Here is a 19,529-nt window from a genome sequence, read left to right on the forward strand (position 1 = left end):
GGTGTTAAATTTGCTATCTCAACTATTATGACTGTTCAAGAAATTCTTAATCTAGCAGAACAACAATTGAAATCTGCTGGGATAGAAAGCGCACGATTAGATGCAGAAGTTTTATTAGCTCGCGTGCTCGGTTTAACTCGAACGCAGTTACATATCCATTTTGATACTGAACTTAACTCAAGCCAAATATCTAATTACATTCGGGTTATCCATAAACGTACCGAACGTATTCCGGTTGCCTATCTCACGGGGCATAAAGAATTTATGGGATTCAACTGTGTGGTGACCCCGGAAGTATTAATCCCTCGACCGGAAACCGAGCTGTTAGTTGAAACAGCTATTGACCTTGCGCGGACTCTATTAGAAAAACACAATAAAAGCACTCTAACCATATTAGATATCGGAACAGGAAGTGGAAATATCGCAATATCGCTTGCAAAATATATTCCATACGCAGAAATTATTGCAGTTGATATAAGCGAATCAGCGCTTATCATCGCACGCGAAAATGCGGAACGGAATCAGGTTAGAGATAAAATACACTTTATCGCCAGCGATTTATTCAGTCATGCGGAACTGAAAAAACGAATGTTCGATATCATTGTCAGTAATCCGCCATATATTGCCGATACTGAAATTCCAGAATTAGCTCCGGAGATAACTCGATATGAACCGAAAATTGCATATTCCGGCGGACCTAATGGCATGCAAATCATCTATCGGATATTAACCGAGGCGCCACTGCAATTAAATCCTGACGGGTATCTAATCCTCGAAATTGGAGAAAAACAAGCGGAATTAATCAAAAAATTTATTGAGACCAACCCCCGATATGCGTTACAATCATTGCGAATTATTAAGGATTTCGCTGGCAAAAACCGTGTGGTTGTTTTAAGCAAATCCGAATATCGAAATGCGAACTCCGAAACAGTCTAGCAAACACCTCAATAATAAAATAATAACCAGAAACATTTGCTAAATGGTTTTATTATATCTTTTTATTCCGATATTCAATATTTGAATTTCGGATTCTGCTAGTAAACTATGGATAAAATCAGAATAATCGGCGGACAGCGGTTAACTGGAGAAGTTAAAATCAGCGGTGCGAAAAATTCGACGTTACCGCTCATGGCAGCATCAATTCTCGCGAATGAAAAATGCGTGTTACATAATGTCCCGAACGTTCAGGATATCATTTCGATGGAATTGATGCTTAATACGTTAGGGATTCAGGTGAATCGTGAAAATACCCATACGTTGATTATTGACCCTATCGGCTTATCTGGTTACGAAGCGCCGTATGATTTAGTTCGAAAAATGCGTGCGTCAATCTATGTTCTCGGTCCCTTGTTAGCGAAACTGAAAAAAGCGCGAGTTTCATTACCTGGCGGTTGCGCTATCGGCTTACGGCCGATTAATCTCCATATTAAAGGAATTCAAGCGTTAGGCGCTAAAGTTGAAATTGAAGAAGGATATATAAATGCGACCGCAGATAAATTGAAAGGTGCAGAAATCTATTTAGATTTACCGAGTGTCGGAGCAACAATCAATATCATGTTAGCTGCGGTTCTTGCGGAAGGGAAAACGTTGATAGAAAATGCTGCACAGGAACCGGAAATTGAAGATGTCGCCCAGTTTATGAATAAAATGGGTGCACGGATTACTGGTGCTGGAACGCCGGTTATCCAGATTGAAGGGGTAGAAGAATTAACCGCTGCAGAACATACGGTTATTCCCGACCGAATAGAAGCCGGAACCTATATTATCGCTGCGGCGATAACCCATGGTGATGTTTTTGTAACCAACGCGGTAATCGACCATTTGTTAGCCGTTCAAACCAAATTGGTTGAAGCTGGGGTAAGAATTATGCAGGAGAAAAACGGGTTGCGGGTAACCGTTCCGAACAAACTCCGTCCTACGGACATTAAAACCAGCCCATATCCAGGGTTCCCAACAGATTTACAAGCACAGTTTATGACCCTGATGTGTATAACTGAAGGAAGCAGCGTTATTACCGAAACTATCTGGGAGAACCGATTTATGCATGTTGGCGAATTATTACGTATGGGTGCAAATATTCGGATTCAAGGGAATAGCGCGATTGTAACCGGTGTACCGTATTTATCCGGAGCGCCGGTCATGGCATCGGATTTACGCGCTTCAGCGGCGTTGGTTCTCGCCGGATTAGTTGCCCGTGGTGAAACTGTAGTTAATCGAGTCTATCATTTAGACCGCGGTTATGAACGGTTAGTCGAGAAATTATCCCAGCTCGGCGCAAACATAGAAAGAATTAAATAAGGTAAAATTAACTTCGCTGATTGAATAAACGATTGCAGTGGTGGTAACTTCTGTATAATCGGTTTATATAGAGCTATACGATCTAAGAATTATGTTCCGTCGTATTTTACTCGGGTTTTTTTGGGATAGTTACGATAATCTTGGCCATTTAATTCTCGCTAACCTACTCTGGTTTTTCTGCAATATCTTAGGATTATTTCTCGGGTATATCATACTTCATATTTCGCCGAGGTTTAGCATCTTCTGGATTCTATTTAGTATCCCGTTGGCCATTTTTTCCGTAACGACTACTGCAATGTTTTATTATACTAAACTTATGGTTGAAGCGAAAGATAGTCCGATAAAACAGTTTTTTCTTGGAATGAAACTTTATTTCTGGAAAGGAATTTTCATAACGCTTATCCATATTTTCATCGGAATATTGGTTATGATTAACATTCAATTCTATATACAGATTCAAGGGTTCGGAATGATTTTAGCTGGATTAGCGTTCTGGTGCGGGATTCTTGTAGCCATGCAATCGTTATACGCATATTCGATTTTAGTGCAACATAACCTCCCGCTTCGAAAAACATTTAAACGTTCATTTCTTTTGCTGTTAGACAATCTTTGGATAACCGTTGGAATATTTCTTTTCAGTATTATTTTTTTCATAGTTAGTTTACTTAGCGGGATAGGACCAATCCTTTTTATGATGAGTTGCATAGCGATGCTAGGCAATAACGCAATCTATGAAATTATGACGAAATATGAGAAGAAACCTGAACCGGAACCAGCATTAGCGCCGGGTGAAAAACCGACTTCATGGAAACAGATTCTCGATAAAGAAAAAGCTGACCAGCAACCGAAATGGCGCCATGATAACCGTGGTTGGAAAGATATCTTTCGACCGTGGGATTATCAATAAATATGGACTCACGAAATTTGGCTGGTTGAGTATTAATTCGCAAGAGATAGCATAGGTTGTTTCACAGTCGTCCCTAACGGGACTAATGTGAATCCATCTCGGGTGAATGAGTAAGAATAGCTCAACCATTTATGGTTGGGTAGTGAAATATAACATACCATCTAGTCCTGTAGGGACGGCTGTAAAAATAAATAGAATTAACCGCATCATCGTTCACAGTCGTCCCTAATGAGACTAATAAGTTTGCACTTTTTCCATACCCACCAAATGAATTGGTATGGTAAGTTCAACCGCCCATTGCAGGATTAACAATTAACAAAATACCCATTACTAATAGAATATACTACGGTCCACCGGTCCAATATGCTCCGGTGCCACGCCATTCATAAGGTCCGGATTGTTTCTGCGACCGCCAGATAATTTATACCTAATATCCTCCGTAAATTGGTCCCGTTTGTGGTTCTGCACTTTTTTGAGCTCGCCAAATATTTCCTGGACTCACGGTTCCATTTGAAGGGTCATATTGCACTGTAGCGGGTGTTAGGGATGTACTATATACTGCATCTGGTCCGATAGAACACATACGCCAATCTCCATAAATATCCCAAGCTACTTTCCAATATTGACTTGTTGGAAATTCGGTAATATAGTTTTTAACATTGTGATACGTATAAATTTCTTCATCCTGCGTTTGTCCGTAACGCGCAAATGGGTCTTTAAAAGCAACATTAGAGATATAGGCTATTGGTGTACTTAATTCTGGCGGCAAAATGCCAATCGGTTGATTCGGATATAGTTGAAATGACGGTCGAGGCCATCGACCGGTAGTCATCGGATATACTGTGTTATCTACATTATAAGATTCAATTGCTGTCGTTACAGTCTGCAATTCCTTTTTAACACGCGATACTTTCGACCGGGTTTGCGCTGCGAGAAAGTTCGGAATCGCAATTGCAGCGAGGATAGCGATAATCGCTACGACGATTAACAACTCAATTAAAGTAAACCCATGATATGATTTTTTTACCATCATCATTTTCACCTCACTTTCTTTTTTTGTTTCTCTAAAACTAAAACAATATATGTGAGAAATAATCTTTATGGTTTAGCTAATATGAACAAAATATCCCGACATTCTGACTATAACTCGGTAAAAATCAGCTGCTAACTCCGTACAAGAATATTTTTCGATAATTTTCTAAAGTATGAAATTAGCATACTTTTCTTTTGAATGTCAAATAAAAAATAAAAAAAGCGGAAAAAATAAGAATTTTTCCGCTTTATAATTTATACCGTATGAATATATACTACGACCAAACTCACCAATGGTGAGTTTGATGATTATTCATTTAGTTCAAACCGTGCATCTTTGCGTTCAATCGCATCAATAAATAGTGGCGCTGAGGTTGCAATAACATTTATGGTAACTGTTTTCTGTTGTACCGGCGGTCCAGGATCACTTACGGTCAAATCAACACTTCCAACATTTACGGCGGTAAAGGTTACGGTTGAACCAGCAGTCGTATTAATCGAACCAACAGTACTATTACTTAATGACCAGCTGAAGTTGTTCGTTCCACCGCTTGCCGAGAAATCTTTAGTTTTCCCCGGATTGATGATTATTGGACCAACAGGAGTTAATTGCAACGGTAATGCGCCAGTATATCGAGCACCACCCGCTAATGGAACGCCACCAGAACCAGCAGTACAATACGCGAAGTTGGTTACATTCAAGAAATTCGGATTGGTTGAATCTAACGAAGCGAATTGCGGGTCTAGATTAATTACGTTAGTCAAATTTGTGATTCCCGAACCTTCAACTCCATCAATACTACCTGTTGCCAACGTATAACTTAATCCACCAACTAACACCAACGCACTGTTACTGATATTTGAGGTATTGGAATTATTCAGATATACATTTACCCCGATATTATCGCTTCCATTACCCGCAAAGATACAATCGGTTACTGTGATAGTACTCGTCAGATTACCGGCTTGAACTTCTATCGGGCTCTGCCCGTTATTGTAGAACGTAACTTTATTAATCGTTAACGGCGTATTATGTCCAACGCTGGTATCCGCTAGCTGGATACCATCGGTTCCATTATTGGCAATAATGCAATTGGAAACATTGTATAATCCAATACCACCGGGAGTAGCTGAACCGAGCGTAGCGATTCCTGGACCTACATTATTAGCGATAATCGCCTGGTCGATACTGCCCTGTCCGTTAAACAGATAACATCCACCATAGGTAGCAGATTTATTGCCAATAATTTTAACTCTACTTTCAGGGGTTCCAGCGATAGTAATATTTGCGGAAGCAGCACTGAACTGTACTCCCATACGGTTATTATACGAAATAACACAGCCGGGACCGATGGTAAGAATTCGACCGCAAACGATTCCATCGTTCAAACCAGCATTGCGGTGATTGCTGAATATGGTACTAACCATACTTACCGCAACATAACTCGCTGCTGCACCACTTGTAATAAACATACCATCATCACCGAACGGAGTTTTCCCCGTTAAATCAATTTCTGTTAAACCATCTAACGTAACCGGATTATTCGTTCCATCGTTTGGCGTAACAACTAACCCTTCCATAATAACATTGAGCGTTTGCACGGTCGCCCCTGGATTGATGAGAATCCCATCATCAGCTGGTGGTGTCGTTAATGAAGGGATAACATTCAAGTTACGTAATACCACGGTACCCGAGAATCCAGTAATAACCAGTCCGTCATCACCTGCAGATGGACTCGCAGCGTTCTGCTGTACGCAAACATTCGGTCGTACGCCATATCCTTCTATGGTCAACGGTTTATCAACAGTAATCACTTCATCATACGGGCCAACTCCGATGATGCGAATAGTATCACCAGCTACTGAAGCAGTAATTGCAGCGGAAATGGTCGTAAAATCCGCACCGCCAGCAGAGTTAACGGTTCGAATAGCGGCAAGTGCAGTAAACGGTAATACTAGGATAAGAGGAATCAAAAATATACAATATTTTTTATTCATACCATTTCACCTCCTTTCTGGATAACATAACTCTCCATTTTACACCTGAATATACTATAGCAGGTCGAAATAAAAATGTCAAATAAAAAAAGCGGAGTAAATGCTTTTTTTCGCATTAACTCCGCTTAATTTTTAATATCAAATTTCAACAACCCTTTTTATTCCGATCATTCCGCTTGTTCTATGCTACTTCGTTTATTCTCGACTGCTTCAATAAATAACGGAGCAGTCGTTGGAATAACTGAAACCGGGATCGTAAACTTTTTCGGTGTCGGAGTTGTCGAATCGGTTACTGTAATCGATCCGTATGCAGTTGAATCCGTCGGTGTAAATTGTACTATTGCTCCGGTGTTCACATCTAAAGTCCCAATTCCGCCATTAACTACCCAATAATAATCCGGAGTCCCGCCAAACGCGTTAATCGTTATCGCCGGGTCACCTGGTCGAGTAACAATACTTGCCGGCGTGGTATATAGTGGTGGAATCGGTTCATCGCAACCTTTCCACGGCGTGGATATACTACGCTGGTTCCCATCAATATCAGTCGTAATCGGAAATGGGCTGGTGATTGGGATGCCGGGAGCTAACGGACTTGCATTGACGCCAGTGAAATGTAAATCCGTCTCTGAAACCCATTTATTCGGACTGGTTGCGAATGGGTCAACATCCTGACTATTGATATCTACACCAGTAACCGTCGTCCAGTTAGATAACGTTAATTGATTCACACCAAACCAGCGACCGGTCGTTGCACCGGCAGCAGTATCTGCATATAAATCATTATAATCGCATTCAAGCATTCCTGGAGTCGCAGAGTCTAGTCCATAGATACTGATACATGCAGCGCCAACCTGCGCTTGTCGGATAATATTGTTTTTTATGCGAACCGTTGTTACCCCGGAAATAAGCGCATTCGCATTGTTTGCAACCAATCCTTGATAATTTGGATTTCCTGCCATATTGATTGAATTATGGTAAATGTTGCAAGTGTTATTCCCGACCGCATAGATACCTCGGTAAATTACATTACTAGTATTGACTGTAGTTCCACCAAGAGCGAATCCGGTGAGCATATTATTGAATACATTATATGTTCCACCAGAGTTACGCAAATCTAGCCCACCTATTCCATACGCTGCGCCACCGTGTGTATTCCCACTATAGAGTTTATCCAGCACATTATTGTAAATATCCATAGTCCAGCCAGAAGCACCGTTAGCACTAAAGTGCCAAATCCCAGCACTATACCAACCAGTTGAAAGTTGGTTAACTCGAACGGTATTGCCCGCAATAGTTGCATTCGCTACGCCATTCAAAAATATCCCACGGGTTCTCGCTTCGATAAGATTGTTTCTAAATTCCATTCCGGATGCGCAGGTGCCAGTAGGTAACGGGAAACCCGCAGCGGTACTGAAACCAACCGTAATTCCGTGACCGGAAACGCTACTCGTGCAAACGATATAACAGTTTAATACTTTTCCATTATCCGGAATTAAACCAACGGTTGCATTCGTAGTCATACGAGAAGTAAACTGAATAGCATGTGGCGAAGCCGCACTCGCACGCGTTCGATTTATAATATTACAATTCTTAATAGTAATATTATCGCAGTCACCGACGATGCGGAAAATCTGCGCGTATGTTATGGTGGTATCTTGGTTAATAAAGGTTAGGTCACGGGTATTGGTTCCATTATTCGAACCATCAATAATGATATTATCAGTTTTAACTAAATCATCTAAACCAGCTCCGGAAGTTGTTGACCTACATCCAATATAAATATGTCCTGAATATCCAGGGTTATCAATAGTCTGAGTAATATTAATAGTTGCAGTCACGCCGGCAGCCGGTTTAATCAAGACGGTATTAGAACCAACGGTGTTAGCAAAAATAATCGTATATGGCGGTTCGATAGTATCACTGAGAATTTCGACAGTCCAGTTTCCGGTATTTGCAGTGGTAGTGAAATCTAACGCTGCTTCATACAGGGTAGCGTAATCGCCACCGGTTCCGACTGTTGAGAGTCCCTGACCGGACGGTGGATCGCTATATTTTTTCGCGTTCCCAGCGGTAATCATTAAACACCAACTCATTGTTATCACAACGATTAAATACATTATTTTTTTATTCATAGATTTTCTCCTTTCTTAAAAGTTTATATTTGTAGTAAAGAAAAAAATTTCACCTCCTTCCGATTAACCATAGCGGTTCAACAAAACATAGTTTGTTATAAAGTTCATCTATTAAATTATAAGTTTACATTACAATCCTAATATTCTGCAACGAAAAACGGAGAATTTCATAAACCGAAATTCTCCGTTATCCTCCATACCCAAATTCACCTTACACTGCTCTAGTCTAACAGTTCGAATCGGATATTATCCTTCCGCAATTCGCGTTCGTTGAATAACGGTGCGCCGGTTGGGAGAACCGTAATCGAAATGATTATCTGCTGCGGGGTCGGCGTCCGTGAATCAGCGACGGTTAAATCAACTGAACCACCGGCTATCGCAGTAAAGGTTACGACTGCACCTTCCGTAGTATCGAGTGAACCAACGCCAGTCGTACTTAACGACCAAGTATATGGCGGTTTACCACCACTTGCAGTAAACTGTTTATTCTGGCCGACTGATATCGTTATCGGACTGACTGGGGTTACTGCAAATACCACCCCGTTATCTATCGTATATCCCGCTACTGTCGTAAACGAATTCGGTCCATCCGGTGGCGAATAGATACGCAATACTTCGTTGATGTTACAGGCGAGATAAATATTTCCTGCGGCATCACAATCCGGTCCTCGGGGAGCAGCGGTACCGTAAGGTCCATTCCATTTAACAATCGTAGTTACCGAACTCAAATTACCAACAGGTAATGGGAGCGGAACTACAACGAATCCACCTGTATCAATGTTTGTACTCGCTCCAACAATTAACCGATTATGTGCTTCGTCAAGAATGAACCCACCACGGCAATCACGGAGTGGGTCAGGCGTGGTTCCGCCATTTCCGGTAGAAATCGAATCCCAGTAGATTGATTGGCCATTAGGGCTAAATACGACAATTGACGGACAATCTGTTCCCGCAGAACGATAATTCGCTACATACCATCTTCCGGCGCTATCTCGACGTATTGTTCCCGGAGCATCATTAATCAAAATACCGCCGCTCGTCCCAGGTGGCGTAGTAAAATTCGCATCATCAATAACTACAGTTGGTGCACCAGTCCACGGGAAAGGTCCGTTTCCAATATTATATTTCCAAATACTTCTAGCGCGTGGTTCAGTATTGTCAGGATAATCTTCATCTTGAGTATATAGAACCGTATTCGTGCCGGTTCCTTCCACCCAGACACCAGCAACACTTCCGTGAATATTTGGTACTAATCCTGACGGTGTTCGACCGGTATTATCAAGGATTTCGACCCAAGAACCAGATAAATCCGCTTCTGCTCGCCATACTCCGGAATGGGCATCTGACCAATCTGCAATCCAGAGTTTGTCATCCGGACCAACAAACAGATGATAGGGACTATTTGCGCTAAGACCCCAGTTTACATTGCCGGTGCGAGTAGTATTGAGCGCTCCAATCGGGTCGGATAAGTCAGGATAGAATCCATAAACACCGTCATAACATGGTTTACCACCATAGGTAGTCCCGTTTCTTCCGTTAGCAAGATAAATCATCCCGAAATATGGACTTCCGTTGTTCTTATTTACTGCTACCCCGCGTGGATATTCAAAATGTAGCGTGGTATTCGCATCGTTCGTTAACAGATCCCAGCTTGAATGACCGACATTATCTACTGCATGAACTTTAACTCCGAACGTTCCGGTAGGCAAGAGACCTCCGTTTGCCCACGCCCAGGTAACAGTATTTGCGCCGAAATTGGTTGTTCCTGGTAACGATTGAACAATCGTTGTTGAAGGCAATGGTCCATAAATTTGGACGGTTACTGCACTGCAGGTTTCGTTTAACCGGTAAACAATTTCCAGGTTACCGCCAGTAGTACTGATAGTTATCCCAAACGGCATAACATTCGCAAATGTACTTCCGGCAATAATCGAAAACAGAATGATTGATATAATAATTTGTTTTTTCATTAGTTATATCTCCCTCCTTTCGTGATTTAGATAAAATTTCTATTTATAGTTTACACTTTATACCTAATTTTGTCAATCTTTTTTATTAAAAAAAAGCGGAGAAACTGGTTATTACCAATTTCTCCGCTACATTACTATCTGGATACCATCGGTTGCTTTTAATCAAACAACTCGAATCGGATATATCTTTTCGATTCAGCTTCTTTAAACAACGGGGCAGATGTTGGAACGACGGTAATAGTAACTGTTTTCTGTTGTGCTGGAGGGCCTGGGTCGCTCACCGTTAAGTCAACCGATCCTGACCCTGTTGCCGTGAACGTTACCGTGGCACCAGTTGTCGAACTAAGGTAACCTACAGTATCATTACTCAATGCCCAGGTGAAGTTACCAGTTCCGCCACTAGCCGTGAAATTCTTTGTTCCGCCAGGATTCATCAGCTGAGGAATAGAAGGATTCAATGTTAACGGATCTGTACCAGATACACTAACAATAACAGTATCGGTGTCATTATACGCGTCAGCTACGGTTATACTAGCTGAACCAGACAATAGCGCTTGAACAATTGCAGAATTACCTCCGTAGCTAATCACTTGCGCAACTGCTGGGTTACTGCTAGTCCAAATATAAGGACCGGTTCCGTTACTCACAGTATAAATTGCTGTTGAACTTGAACCTAAAGCAGTTGGTCCACTTGCTGACGGTAGCGTGTAGATAACCTCGCTATAAAACACCGCTGAACTTAAACCGTATCCATCAGTACCAAAATCAGGATTATTCGTATTTCTGGTGCTCGTAAATGGTAAATTGCATCGCCCGCCGATAAGATATACTCGTTGCTGTTTATTGACAGTAGCAATCACCGCAGGGCTATAATAATATCCCGTAGTAGAACTCCCGATAGCCATTAACCCATCGATAGTAAAGGTACCAATGTCGCCAGAGGGTGAAATCGGGGCGCGGTATATAGTCGGCTGAGCAAAAGCACCGCTTCCAGTGTTTCGTCTCCCGCCAATTAAAAAAACATCATGCTTAGAATATGCAACAGCACCACCATAAATTCCCCACATGATTAAGGGCAATGTATCTGTTGACCATGGTTGCAATGTTCCGTCAGGATTAATGGTGGTTTTATAAATATTATTATGTGAACCGGTACCTGAACTACCGGTAGTCAGTCCACCGAAAGTATAGAGTTTGTTCTGCACAGCGATAGCGGCATTAAACCACATTCCAGCTGGAATATTGGCAACTTCCGTCCAAGGACTCAACGCGCCGGTTGCTGGATTGACCACCGACATAAATACTTTTGGAGTTCGAGAACCGTCATCCGCCTGACCGGAAACAGCATAAACATAGGTTGTTCCGTTGATAGTTGCATACGTTGCGGGGCCCCAGAGTCCACCGGTACCTATCCCAGTTGGAAACGGAGAACGAACTCCCCAACTAGTGATATTACCACCAGGTTCAATTTTACCCCATAGTGAATCCCCGTTATTAGCGCCATTGGCGTTACCTACGTTCCAACCACCACCAATACGATACACATAGCCATTGGCTTCAAAACATGAGAATTCAATATATGCAGCTAATGGATATGTTCCAGGGTCATTACTCGGCACAGGAAAAGCTGTAGCTTGTGACCATGGGCCGACACTACCATCCGAATTAACTGGTGCATAAAAAACATTATACATATCACCTAGTGCTACGCTATTCCCACCAAGAACATAGGCATAACCACTTGGACCCATAACCAATCCGTGCATTTGGGTAGGATACGGTAGATAACCAGTGGTGTGTCGTGTAAAAGTTATAGCAAACCCTGATACACTTATGAGACATAACATTACTGTAAATACTAAAATCTTTTTGCTCATTGTAAATTTTCCCTCCTTTCTGATTTTAGAGTGAATAATTTAACAAAATAAGTTTACTCCCTATTCTAAATTTTGTCAAGTCTTTTTTACAACAATAAGCAATTAATTTCTAAAAATTTAATATCCTGCAGGAGCTGGTGGTTCACCCCATCGGTCAGGATACTTGCCAACTGGTCCTAGTCGTAATATATCGCCGTTACTGACGGTGCCATTCGTCGGGTCATAAAATTCCCAAGCATAATCCTGTTTCAAATCCGGTCCGGCACTACTTAATCGCCATGCCCGCTGATATAATCCCGGTGCCCAGCTAAATCCACGGTCACGTTGGGTTTGTTCATCGCAATAATCGTAGGTATCATACACATCGGCACCGTATGGTCCGCCGACTTCTCGTTGTGGAACAAACGGGTCTGGTTTCGGGATTTTGGTAATATACGCAACCGGCGTGGTTAAACAGTTGAGTCGTTTTGAAACTGGAATATTCGAATTGGGGTATCCATGGAATATACCACATCGGATACTGGTTCGCATCGGTATAATAAGCTTCGAGTGCTGTTCCGATTGTTCGCATTTCTCCTTTTGCACGGGAGACTTTCGCGCGCACCTGTGCTGCGAGAAAATTCGGGATAGCGATTGCCGCAAGTATCGCAATAATCGCAACGACAATTAATAATTCAATTAACGTAAATCCATAACTTTTATTTTTTTGCATTTTATCTTCACCTCGCATTGTTTATTTTTTATGGAATGTTTGATATGTATTATTAGCACAAATCGAGTTATTTCGTCAAATAAAAATTAATTAATAGACTACTATCTTTGCTTTTAAAAAAATTTCAGCTGTAACAAAACCTGCGCAACCGTGCAAAATATTGCGCAAAATTTCAGTTTATTTTGATTTTAAAAATCACGGGTAATACTGATTAATTTTATATAAATTATTGGTATTAAAAGGGTTAAATAAAAATTAAACATAATGGCATAATATCTGCTTTCTAAATTGGTAGAAAAACTATAAATTAATTATTGCTTTTATGTCTATGTTCCTAAACGACTCGCAAAAATCTCTCGAAACCTACCTCAAACAGATTAATATGACTCCGTTACTTTCCGCTAAGGAAGAAAAACAACTTGCATTTTTAATCCAGCAAGGAGATGAACAAGCGCGGAAAAAATTTATTGAAGCAAACCTGCGGTTCGTCGTTAAAATAGCTAAAAGTTACCGTTGTTTTTCAATGTCACTTCTCGATTTAATTCAGGAAGGTAATATCGGACTCATTGAAGCGGTAGAACGATTTAATCCCGCGTTAGGATATCGCTTTTCTACCTTTAGTGCATATTGGATTCGACAAGCTATCCAGCGCGCAATCGCGAAAAAAGCACGAACCATACGGCTGCCAGTTCGGAAATTCCGTGCAGTAGCGAAACTTGAACAATACCGCGAACAGTTCTGGTTACTGCATGCACGGTATCCAACCGATGCAGAAATAGCACAACATTTCCATATTTCACTAGCGCAAGTTAAATCGCTCATGAATTATAAAGACCCGTCGGTATCACTAGATACGCCGCTGGACGAAAATGGCAATCGGCTTGGTGATATGTTTGAAGATGATGAATTCGAACTACCACGCGACTATGCAGCCCGAACACAGTTACGCGATAAATTATATACCATATTGAACCATTTATCCGAGCGAGAAAAGAAAATTCTGATTAACCGGTTTGGCTTTGAAGACGGTATCGCTAAAAGTTTGCGGGTTATCAGTAAACGAATGGGAATAAGTCAGGAAGGTGTTCGTCGCATTGAACAAGCAGCGGTAGCTAAACTCCGCCGTTATTCCGGTTGTAAACAACTCCAGCCGACGGTGTAATTTTATCCCACCATAACCACCACGGTATTAACCCCATATCAACTTTGTCCTCAACATAGATTGAGTAATGCCTTCAAGAAGAAAAACTACTGTTTAGAACATCTTACCCTGTAATACCGTCTGGTTGATTGATGGAAAATTGAAAATAACGTAAACAAAATCTTGTTAATTCTGGTACATAGCAGTAAAATAATTACCTCAATTATGCGTATGCTACGGAAAACATTTTATATACTCGGTCTAATTTCATTAATATTAAGCAATTCACTATCTTTTATCGGGGAAGGCTTAGCCGCGACCGCGCCGAAAAAGAAAAAACCTGTTCCCACTCGAGCTCCAGTAGTCAAGCCAATGATTGAAGAAATTCGATATTGGCCTGGTCCGGAAGATACTAATATAACTCTAGATTTTAAAGGAACCGTGGTATATCGTACTCGGGATATTTCGGGTAAAATGGGGCTCGTATTGCAAACGGAAAATGCCCCGTATAAAGAAGGGAAAAAAAATATTTATGTAGCGGATGGATTAATCGATTCAATTAACGTTGTGCCAGAAGGAAATGGATGTGTAGTAACCATTTTATTCACGGTGCCAACAGAATATGAAATGAAAAAAACCGGTAAGTATCAGAATAAACCCGAATTATTGATTATCAATGTTGTACGACCGGAATCGTTACGGGTAAAAAAAATTGATGTCACGGAATTGCAAAACTGGGAGAAAACTACCAACGGGAAGTTGGTAATCATTGACCCTGGTCATGGCGGGTTTGATTATGGCGCTATCGGATATAACGGATTAAAGGAAAAAGATGTTAATTTGGATTTAGCGTTTCGGCTTAAAAAGAAAATTGATGCTATGCCAAATATGCGAGCCGTGTTAACCCGAGACGGAGACTATTATGTATCTTTAAGCAAACGGCAACAAATAACCGCAGAATTAGTCAATGAACTAAACTCAAAACGAACGGATAAGAAAGTAGATATCATCTTTATCAGTATCCATCAGAATGCGCCGGCATACTCTTGGAATCGCGATGCCCGGGGTACAGAAATCTATTTTCTTAATTTCGGCGGGGCAACAGATGAAGCTGCGGAATTGGTAGCGAAATATGAAAATGAAGCGGATTTAGGGCTGGCATCGGAGAGTCGGGTCGAAGACCCGTTATTAAACGGAGTACTTGCGGAAATGGTTATGCGCGGTCTGGTCAATGAAAGCAGTATCCTAGCGGGGATGGTATTAAAAAATATCAAACAGATGCCGATGTTAGTTAGTCGCGGGGTAAAAAGTGCGCGGTTTGCCGTTCTGAAAGTTCCAACACCGAGTGTGTTGTTTGAAGTAGCTTTTATTACCAATCCGTATGAAGCAAGTCTATTGCAGGATGATGGTTTTAAAGAAACGATAACCGATAAATTAGCGGATGCGATTTATACCTATTTCTATTTTCGTCCGGAAAACGAACCAATCATAACTTCATCATCATAACATAACCTAGTAAATTTTTTCGTATCTGATAAAATTGTAATTGTATTTGAAACGATTGAACATTTATTTTTTTTCGGTTACCAGTAGATAAGCTCATAGAACTCATACTATGAATTCATCCAATTATTGATTCGACTATGGAAATAAAATCGCAGCTGATTGAATTATTGCAAACGACAATACAGAGATTAAAAGAAACGGGGAAAATCCCGGTTGATTGTTCACCGTTTATTACTGTTGAACAACCCCGAGAATTAGCCCATGGGGACTTTTCCTCGAACCTTGCTTTCCAGTTAGCAAAATGGTTAAAACAACCACCGCGCACAATAGCTGAACTTATCAGAGACGAAATTCTGAACCAGAAATTAGACCAGTTAGAAAAAGTAGAAGTCGCTGGCGCAGGATTTATTAATTTTTATATTAAACCCAATCTCTTTACAGAAATAATCACTCGTATTGTGCAAGTGGGATCACACTATGGGAAATCAAACCGCGGAAACAATAAACGGGTCATCATTGAATTTGTGAGCGCTAATCCGACGGGACCGCTTAATGTGGTTAACGCACGAGCTGCTGCGGTTGGAAATACGCTCGCGAATTTACTCACCGCAGTTGGATATTCGGTGCATAAAGAATCATACATCAACGATGCCGGAAATCAAATAAATTTATTTGGCGCTTCATTACGGTCGCGATATTTGGAAACATTGGGTATTCAAACCGAATTGCCAAAAGAAGGATACCATGGCGAATATTTAAAAGAAATTGCAGAAGAAATAAAAACTGACCCGCGGTTACAGCAATATCGACATCCGCAAGAAATTCCACTATCAATTTTTATCGAAATCGGGTTAGAGAAAATTCTCAACCAACAATACCGTGATTTAAAACGATTCGGTGTAGAATTCGATTGCTGGTTTCACGAAAGCAAGTTGCATCAGGAAAAAAAACTCGATACCGTGCTTCGCATTTTGCAAGAACGGAATTATACCTACACTGCCGACGGTGCGCTCTGGTTTAAATCGAGTATATTTGGGGATGAAAAGGATCGGGTATTAATCAAAAGTGATGGTAGCCCGACCTACCTGCTGGCGGATATTGCATATCACCTCAATAAATTCGATCGCGGATTCGAATTGCTCATTGACCTCTGGGGACCAGACCACCACGGACATATCCTGCGAACGAAAGCAGCAATGCAAGCGCTGGGTTATCCGCCAGACCAGTTAGAAATCATCATTGTCCAGCAGGTGAACTTATTGCGTGCTGGGGAAAAGGTAAAAATGTCGAAACGGGCGGGAGCTATTGAAACGCTAGCGGATTTGATTGCAGAAGTCGGAGTTGATGCGGCAAAATTTTTCTTTTTACTGCGCAGCACGGATAGTCATCTTGATTTCGATTTAGAACTCGCTAAACAGCAGACGAATGAAAATCCAGTATATTATGTCCAATATGTTCATGCTCGGATATGTAGTATATTCAATCAAGCGAAAGAAAGAAATATTCCAATCCCGAAATTATCAGAAACGGATTTAACGCTGCTTACGCAAGGAGAAGAAATTGAGTTGATTAAACTTCTGGGGAATTATCCGGAAATGGTCGAACAGGCAGCGGTGAATTATGACCCGCATCGGATCCCGCATTATCTCATGCAGCTAGCGGATAGATTTCATTATTATTATAATCACCATCGGGTGATTTCAGATAATCGCGAATTAACGAACGCTCGATTGATGTTGATGCAAGCGATTCAAATTGTACTCCTGAATGCTTTTACCTTGATAGGGATTTCTGCACCGGAAAAAATGTAATAAAAAGGTTATTACTTACTTGACAATGTTCGGCATAACTATATAAACTAATCAAATTATGCATACGATATTTGTATATCATCCAGTCGAGGGAGTTCGGTTTAATCAATTGGAACGGTCAGCGATTCGGCGTGCGCTTGATTCACCGGACAGCGTTTTATGGCTCGATTTAGAAGCACCGGATGATATGGAAATCGATATTTTAGTGCAAGAATTTGACTTTCATCCATTATCCATCGAAGATTGTATTTTTCCTCAGAATCGGCCGAAGCTAGAAGAATTCCCGAATTATTGTTTCATTGTATTCCATTCCATCTCTTATGACCCAGAACCAAATAAAGGATTAAGCTTTGCAGAGTTGGATATTTTTATCGGAAAAAATTTTATCGTAACGGTACATGATGAACCGTTACGCAATATCACTACTACCAAAGCGCGTTGTAAAGAGAAACAAGATGTGATGAAAAAAGGTCCGGATTATCTCCTGCATCTATTACTAGATTCGATGGTAGATAGTTATTTTCCTATCATCGACCAGATGGATGAACAAATTGATAAGATTGAAGATTTAGTATTCACTTCACCGACTACGCAGCTGCTAAACCAAATTTTTACCTTAAAACGGAATCTGATTGCATTTCGCAAAACCATTAATCCGCAACGGGAAATAATTAATCTACTAACCCGTCGTGATTTCCCGTTTATTCAGACAACAACTTTAGTATACTTCCGTGACGTGTATGACCATTTATTTCGGATGGTTGATACCATAGACACCTATCGCGAAATTATTTCTAGCGCTTTGGAAGCTTATCTATCGGTTACCTCAAATCAGTTGAACTCGATTATGAAAACGCTAACGATTATTGCAACCATTATGATGCCGTTGACTTTGATTTCAAGTATCTATGGAATGAATTTTGAATTTTTCCCAGAGCTAAAATGGAAATATGGATATCCTATGGTATTAACAGTTATGGCAATTATTGCACTTGGAATGCTGTATTACTTCCATAGGAAAAAATGGCTGTAATCGAACGATACACCGTAATACGAAGTGTATACATTGAAAAACGTCTTCTCCCAACATCTTCTAAAAATAAAAGTATGAAACCATCTTTATTCATTGGAATCCTTTTTTTATGCCTACTACTTTCGTCAACGTTATTGGCGGATACCTTGGTGATGAAAGATGGCACTAGGTTATCCTGTGTGATTATTGCTGAAGATGCCAAGCATCTGGTGATAGAAACTCAGTTTGGGTCGATGTCGATAACGAAAAAATCTATTGCACAGGTTGGCCGAGATACGCCGGATAAAAATCTGATTCTGCGCGGTGATTTTTACGTTATGCGTAACGATGTTCAGAAAGGCTTGGAATATTATGCTGAAGCATTAACCTTATATCCTAATTCTAAAGAAGCGAAAGAAAAATACCGCATAGCACGAGAAAAACTGGAGAAAACGGAACAGCAGCAAATTGCTCAATTAAATCAGTCGGAAGAAAAATTAGGGTTGGATATAACCCCGGAAAATAAAGAGGCTGCTAAAGCGCAACTCAAACTGACTAAGAAAGAGCAACTCGCTACATTAATTTTATATGGATTTGGCGCATATCCAGCGAACGGGAGTACCCGTGAAAAAACGAAATCTGCCTTGGTAGAAGCGAAACTGGATGCATTAAAAAAAGCGTTTGGCGACGCGGTAGGAATCGGGTTTAGCGTCTCAAAAGGAAAAGTAAAAATATATCCTCCCGGAGAATTACCCCATTATAAAATAAAGGTTTTAGCACAGCAAAAAGTAGAACAGCTAGGATACGCAATCAAACTGCAAGTGCAAGCGCCATCATCATCGTTGTTATTTAGTATCCCAGACAATTTACCGATATTTGACGGGTTCGCAAATGTTGCGATCGACAAACAATCGGATTATAAAGCGCACGCGTTACATGAAGCGTATCGCCAAGTGGTATTGAAAGCAATTGCGATAGCCCCGCAACTAGGTAATAAACCGACGGTTACTGGGCGTATATTTCTGGTTAACCCGCCGTCAGAATATATGGTTACCGGATTTTATCAAGTGAGCATACAAGCGAAAGTTTGGTTAGATTCATCAACAATAATACAATCGGATTAAAACTATGGA

The 19,529-nt window shown here is 40.8% G+C and carries 13 protein-coding genes and 2 pseudogenes; 8 read left to right on the forward strand and 7 right to left on the reverse strand.

Annotated features, from left to right (window positions below):
* Positions 1–27 precede the first annotated feature (27 nt).
* The 3 genes from prmC to N3A72_06510 all read left to right on the forward strand — a co-directional run bounded on the left by prmC (position 28) and on the right by N3A72_06510 (position 3,205).
* Complete coding sequence (prmC, locus tag N3A72_06500) at positions 28–936, forward strand: peptide chain release factor N(5)-glutamine methyltransferase (GenBank protein MCX7919247.1); 909 nt, start codon at positions 28–30, stop codon at positions 934–936.
* Between the two features lie 108 nt (positions 937–1,044).
* A complete protein-coding gene (murA, locus tag N3A72_06505; GenBank protein ID MCX7919248.1) occupies positions 1,045–2,298 on the forward strand; it encodes a UDP-N-acetylglucosamine 1-carboxyvinyltransferase in 1,254 nt (417 codons plus the stop codon).
* 91 nt (positions 2,299–2,389) lie between these two features.
* Positions 2,390–3,205 carry a hypothetical protein gene (locus tag N3A72_06510; protein ID MCX7919249.1) on the forward strand — a complete coding sequence of 272 codons (816 nt, stop codon included), beginning with the start codon at positions 2,390–2,392 and terminating at the stop codon, positions 3,203–3,205.
* A gap of 934 nt (positions 3,206–4,139) precedes the next feature.
* Here the strand turns inward: N3A72_06510 and N3A72_06515 are convergent.
* From N3A72_06515 to N3A72_06545, 7 genes and pseudogenes are all read right to left on the reverse strand, one after another.
* Positions 4,140–4,235, reverse strand: a pseudogene (locus N3A72_06515) (prepilin-type N-terminal cleavage/methylation domain-containing protein).
* Positions 4,236–4,546: 311 nt separating this feature from the next.
* Positions 4,547–6,235, reverse strand: a complete 1,689-nt coding sequence (locus N3A72_06520; protein MCX7919250.1) for a hypothetical protein — start codon at positions 6,233–6,235, stop codon at positions 4,547–4,549.
* Positions 6,236–6,402: 167 nt separating this feature from the next.
* Positions 6,403–8,367 (reverse strand): hypothetical protein, encoded by a 1,965-nt coding sequence (locus N3A72_06525; GenBank protein MCX7919251.1) that lies wholly within the window; start codon positions 8,365–8,367, stop codon positions 6,403–6,405.
* A gap of 221 nt (positions 8,368–8,588) precedes the next feature.
* On the reverse strand, positions 8,589–10,337 hold the full coding sequence (locus N3A72_06530; protein MCX7919252.1) for a hypothetical protein: 1,749 nt from the start codon (positions 10,335–10,337) through the stop codon (positions 8,589–8,591).
* Positions 10,338–10,495: 158 nt separating this feature from the next.
* Entirely contained in the window at positions 10,496–12,214 is a 1,719-nt protein-coding gene (locus N3A72_06535) for a hypothetical protein (GenBank protein ID MCX7919253.1), read from the reverse strand.
* 117 nt (positions 12,215–12,331) lie between these two features.
* Positions 12,332–12,745: a hypothetical protein gene (locus N3A72_06540; protein MCX7919254.1), complete on the reverse strand. Its 414-nt coding sequence runs from the start codon at positions 12,743–12,745 to the stop codon at positions 12,332–12,334.
* A gap of 85 nt (positions 12,746–12,830) precedes the next feature.
* A pseudogene (locus tag N3A72_06545) lies at positions 12,831–12,926 on the reverse strand (prepilin-type N-terminal cleavage/methylation domain-containing protein).
* A 322-nt stretch (positions 12,927–13,248) separates the two neighbouring features.
* On the opposite strand from N3A72_06545, the gene N3A72_06550 reads away from it, so the two are divergent.
* From N3A72_06550 to N3A72_06570, 5 genes are all read left to right on the forward strand, one after another.
* Positions 13,249–14,088 (forward strand): sigma-70 family RNA polymerase sigma factor, encoded by an 840-nt coding sequence (locus N3A72_06550; GenBank protein ID MCX7919255.1) that lies wholly within the window; start codon positions 13,249–13,251, stop codon positions 14,086–14,088.
* A 210-nt stretch (positions 14,089–14,298) separates the two neighbouring features.
* Positions 14,299–15,573, forward strand: coding sequence for an N-acetylmuramoyl-L-alanine amidase (locus N3A72_06555; GenBank protein MCX7919256.1), 1,275 nt, complete (start codon positions 14,299–14,301; stop codon positions 15,571–15,573).
* A gap of 137 nt (positions 15,574–15,710) precedes the next feature.
* Complete coding sequence (gene argS / locus N3A72_06560; GenBank protein MCX7919257.1) at positions 15,711–17,384, forward strand: arginine--tRNA ligase; 1,674 nt, start codon at positions 15,711–15,713, stop codon at positions 17,382–17,384.
* A gap of 58 nt (positions 17,385–17,442) precedes the next feature.
* The gene (gene corA / locus N3A72_06565) at positions 17,443–18,417 is read left to right on the forward strand and encodes a magnesium/cobalt transporter CorA (GenBank protein ID MCX7919258.1); all 975 of its coding nucleotides are present in this window, start codon (positions 17,443–17,445) and stop codon (positions 18,415–18,417) included.
* A 74-nt stretch (positions 18,418–18,491) separates the two neighbouring features.
* Entirely contained in the window at positions 18,492–19,520 is a 1,029-nt protein-coding gene (locus N3A72_06570) for a hypothetical protein (GenBank protein ID MCX7919259.1), read from the forward strand.
* The last annotated feature ends 9 nt before the right edge of the window (positions 19,521–19,529 follow it).

This window comes from bacterium, assembly GCA_026416715.1.
Lineage (GTDB): Bacteria > UBP4 > UBA4092 > JAOAEQ01 > JAOAEQ01 > JAOAEQ01.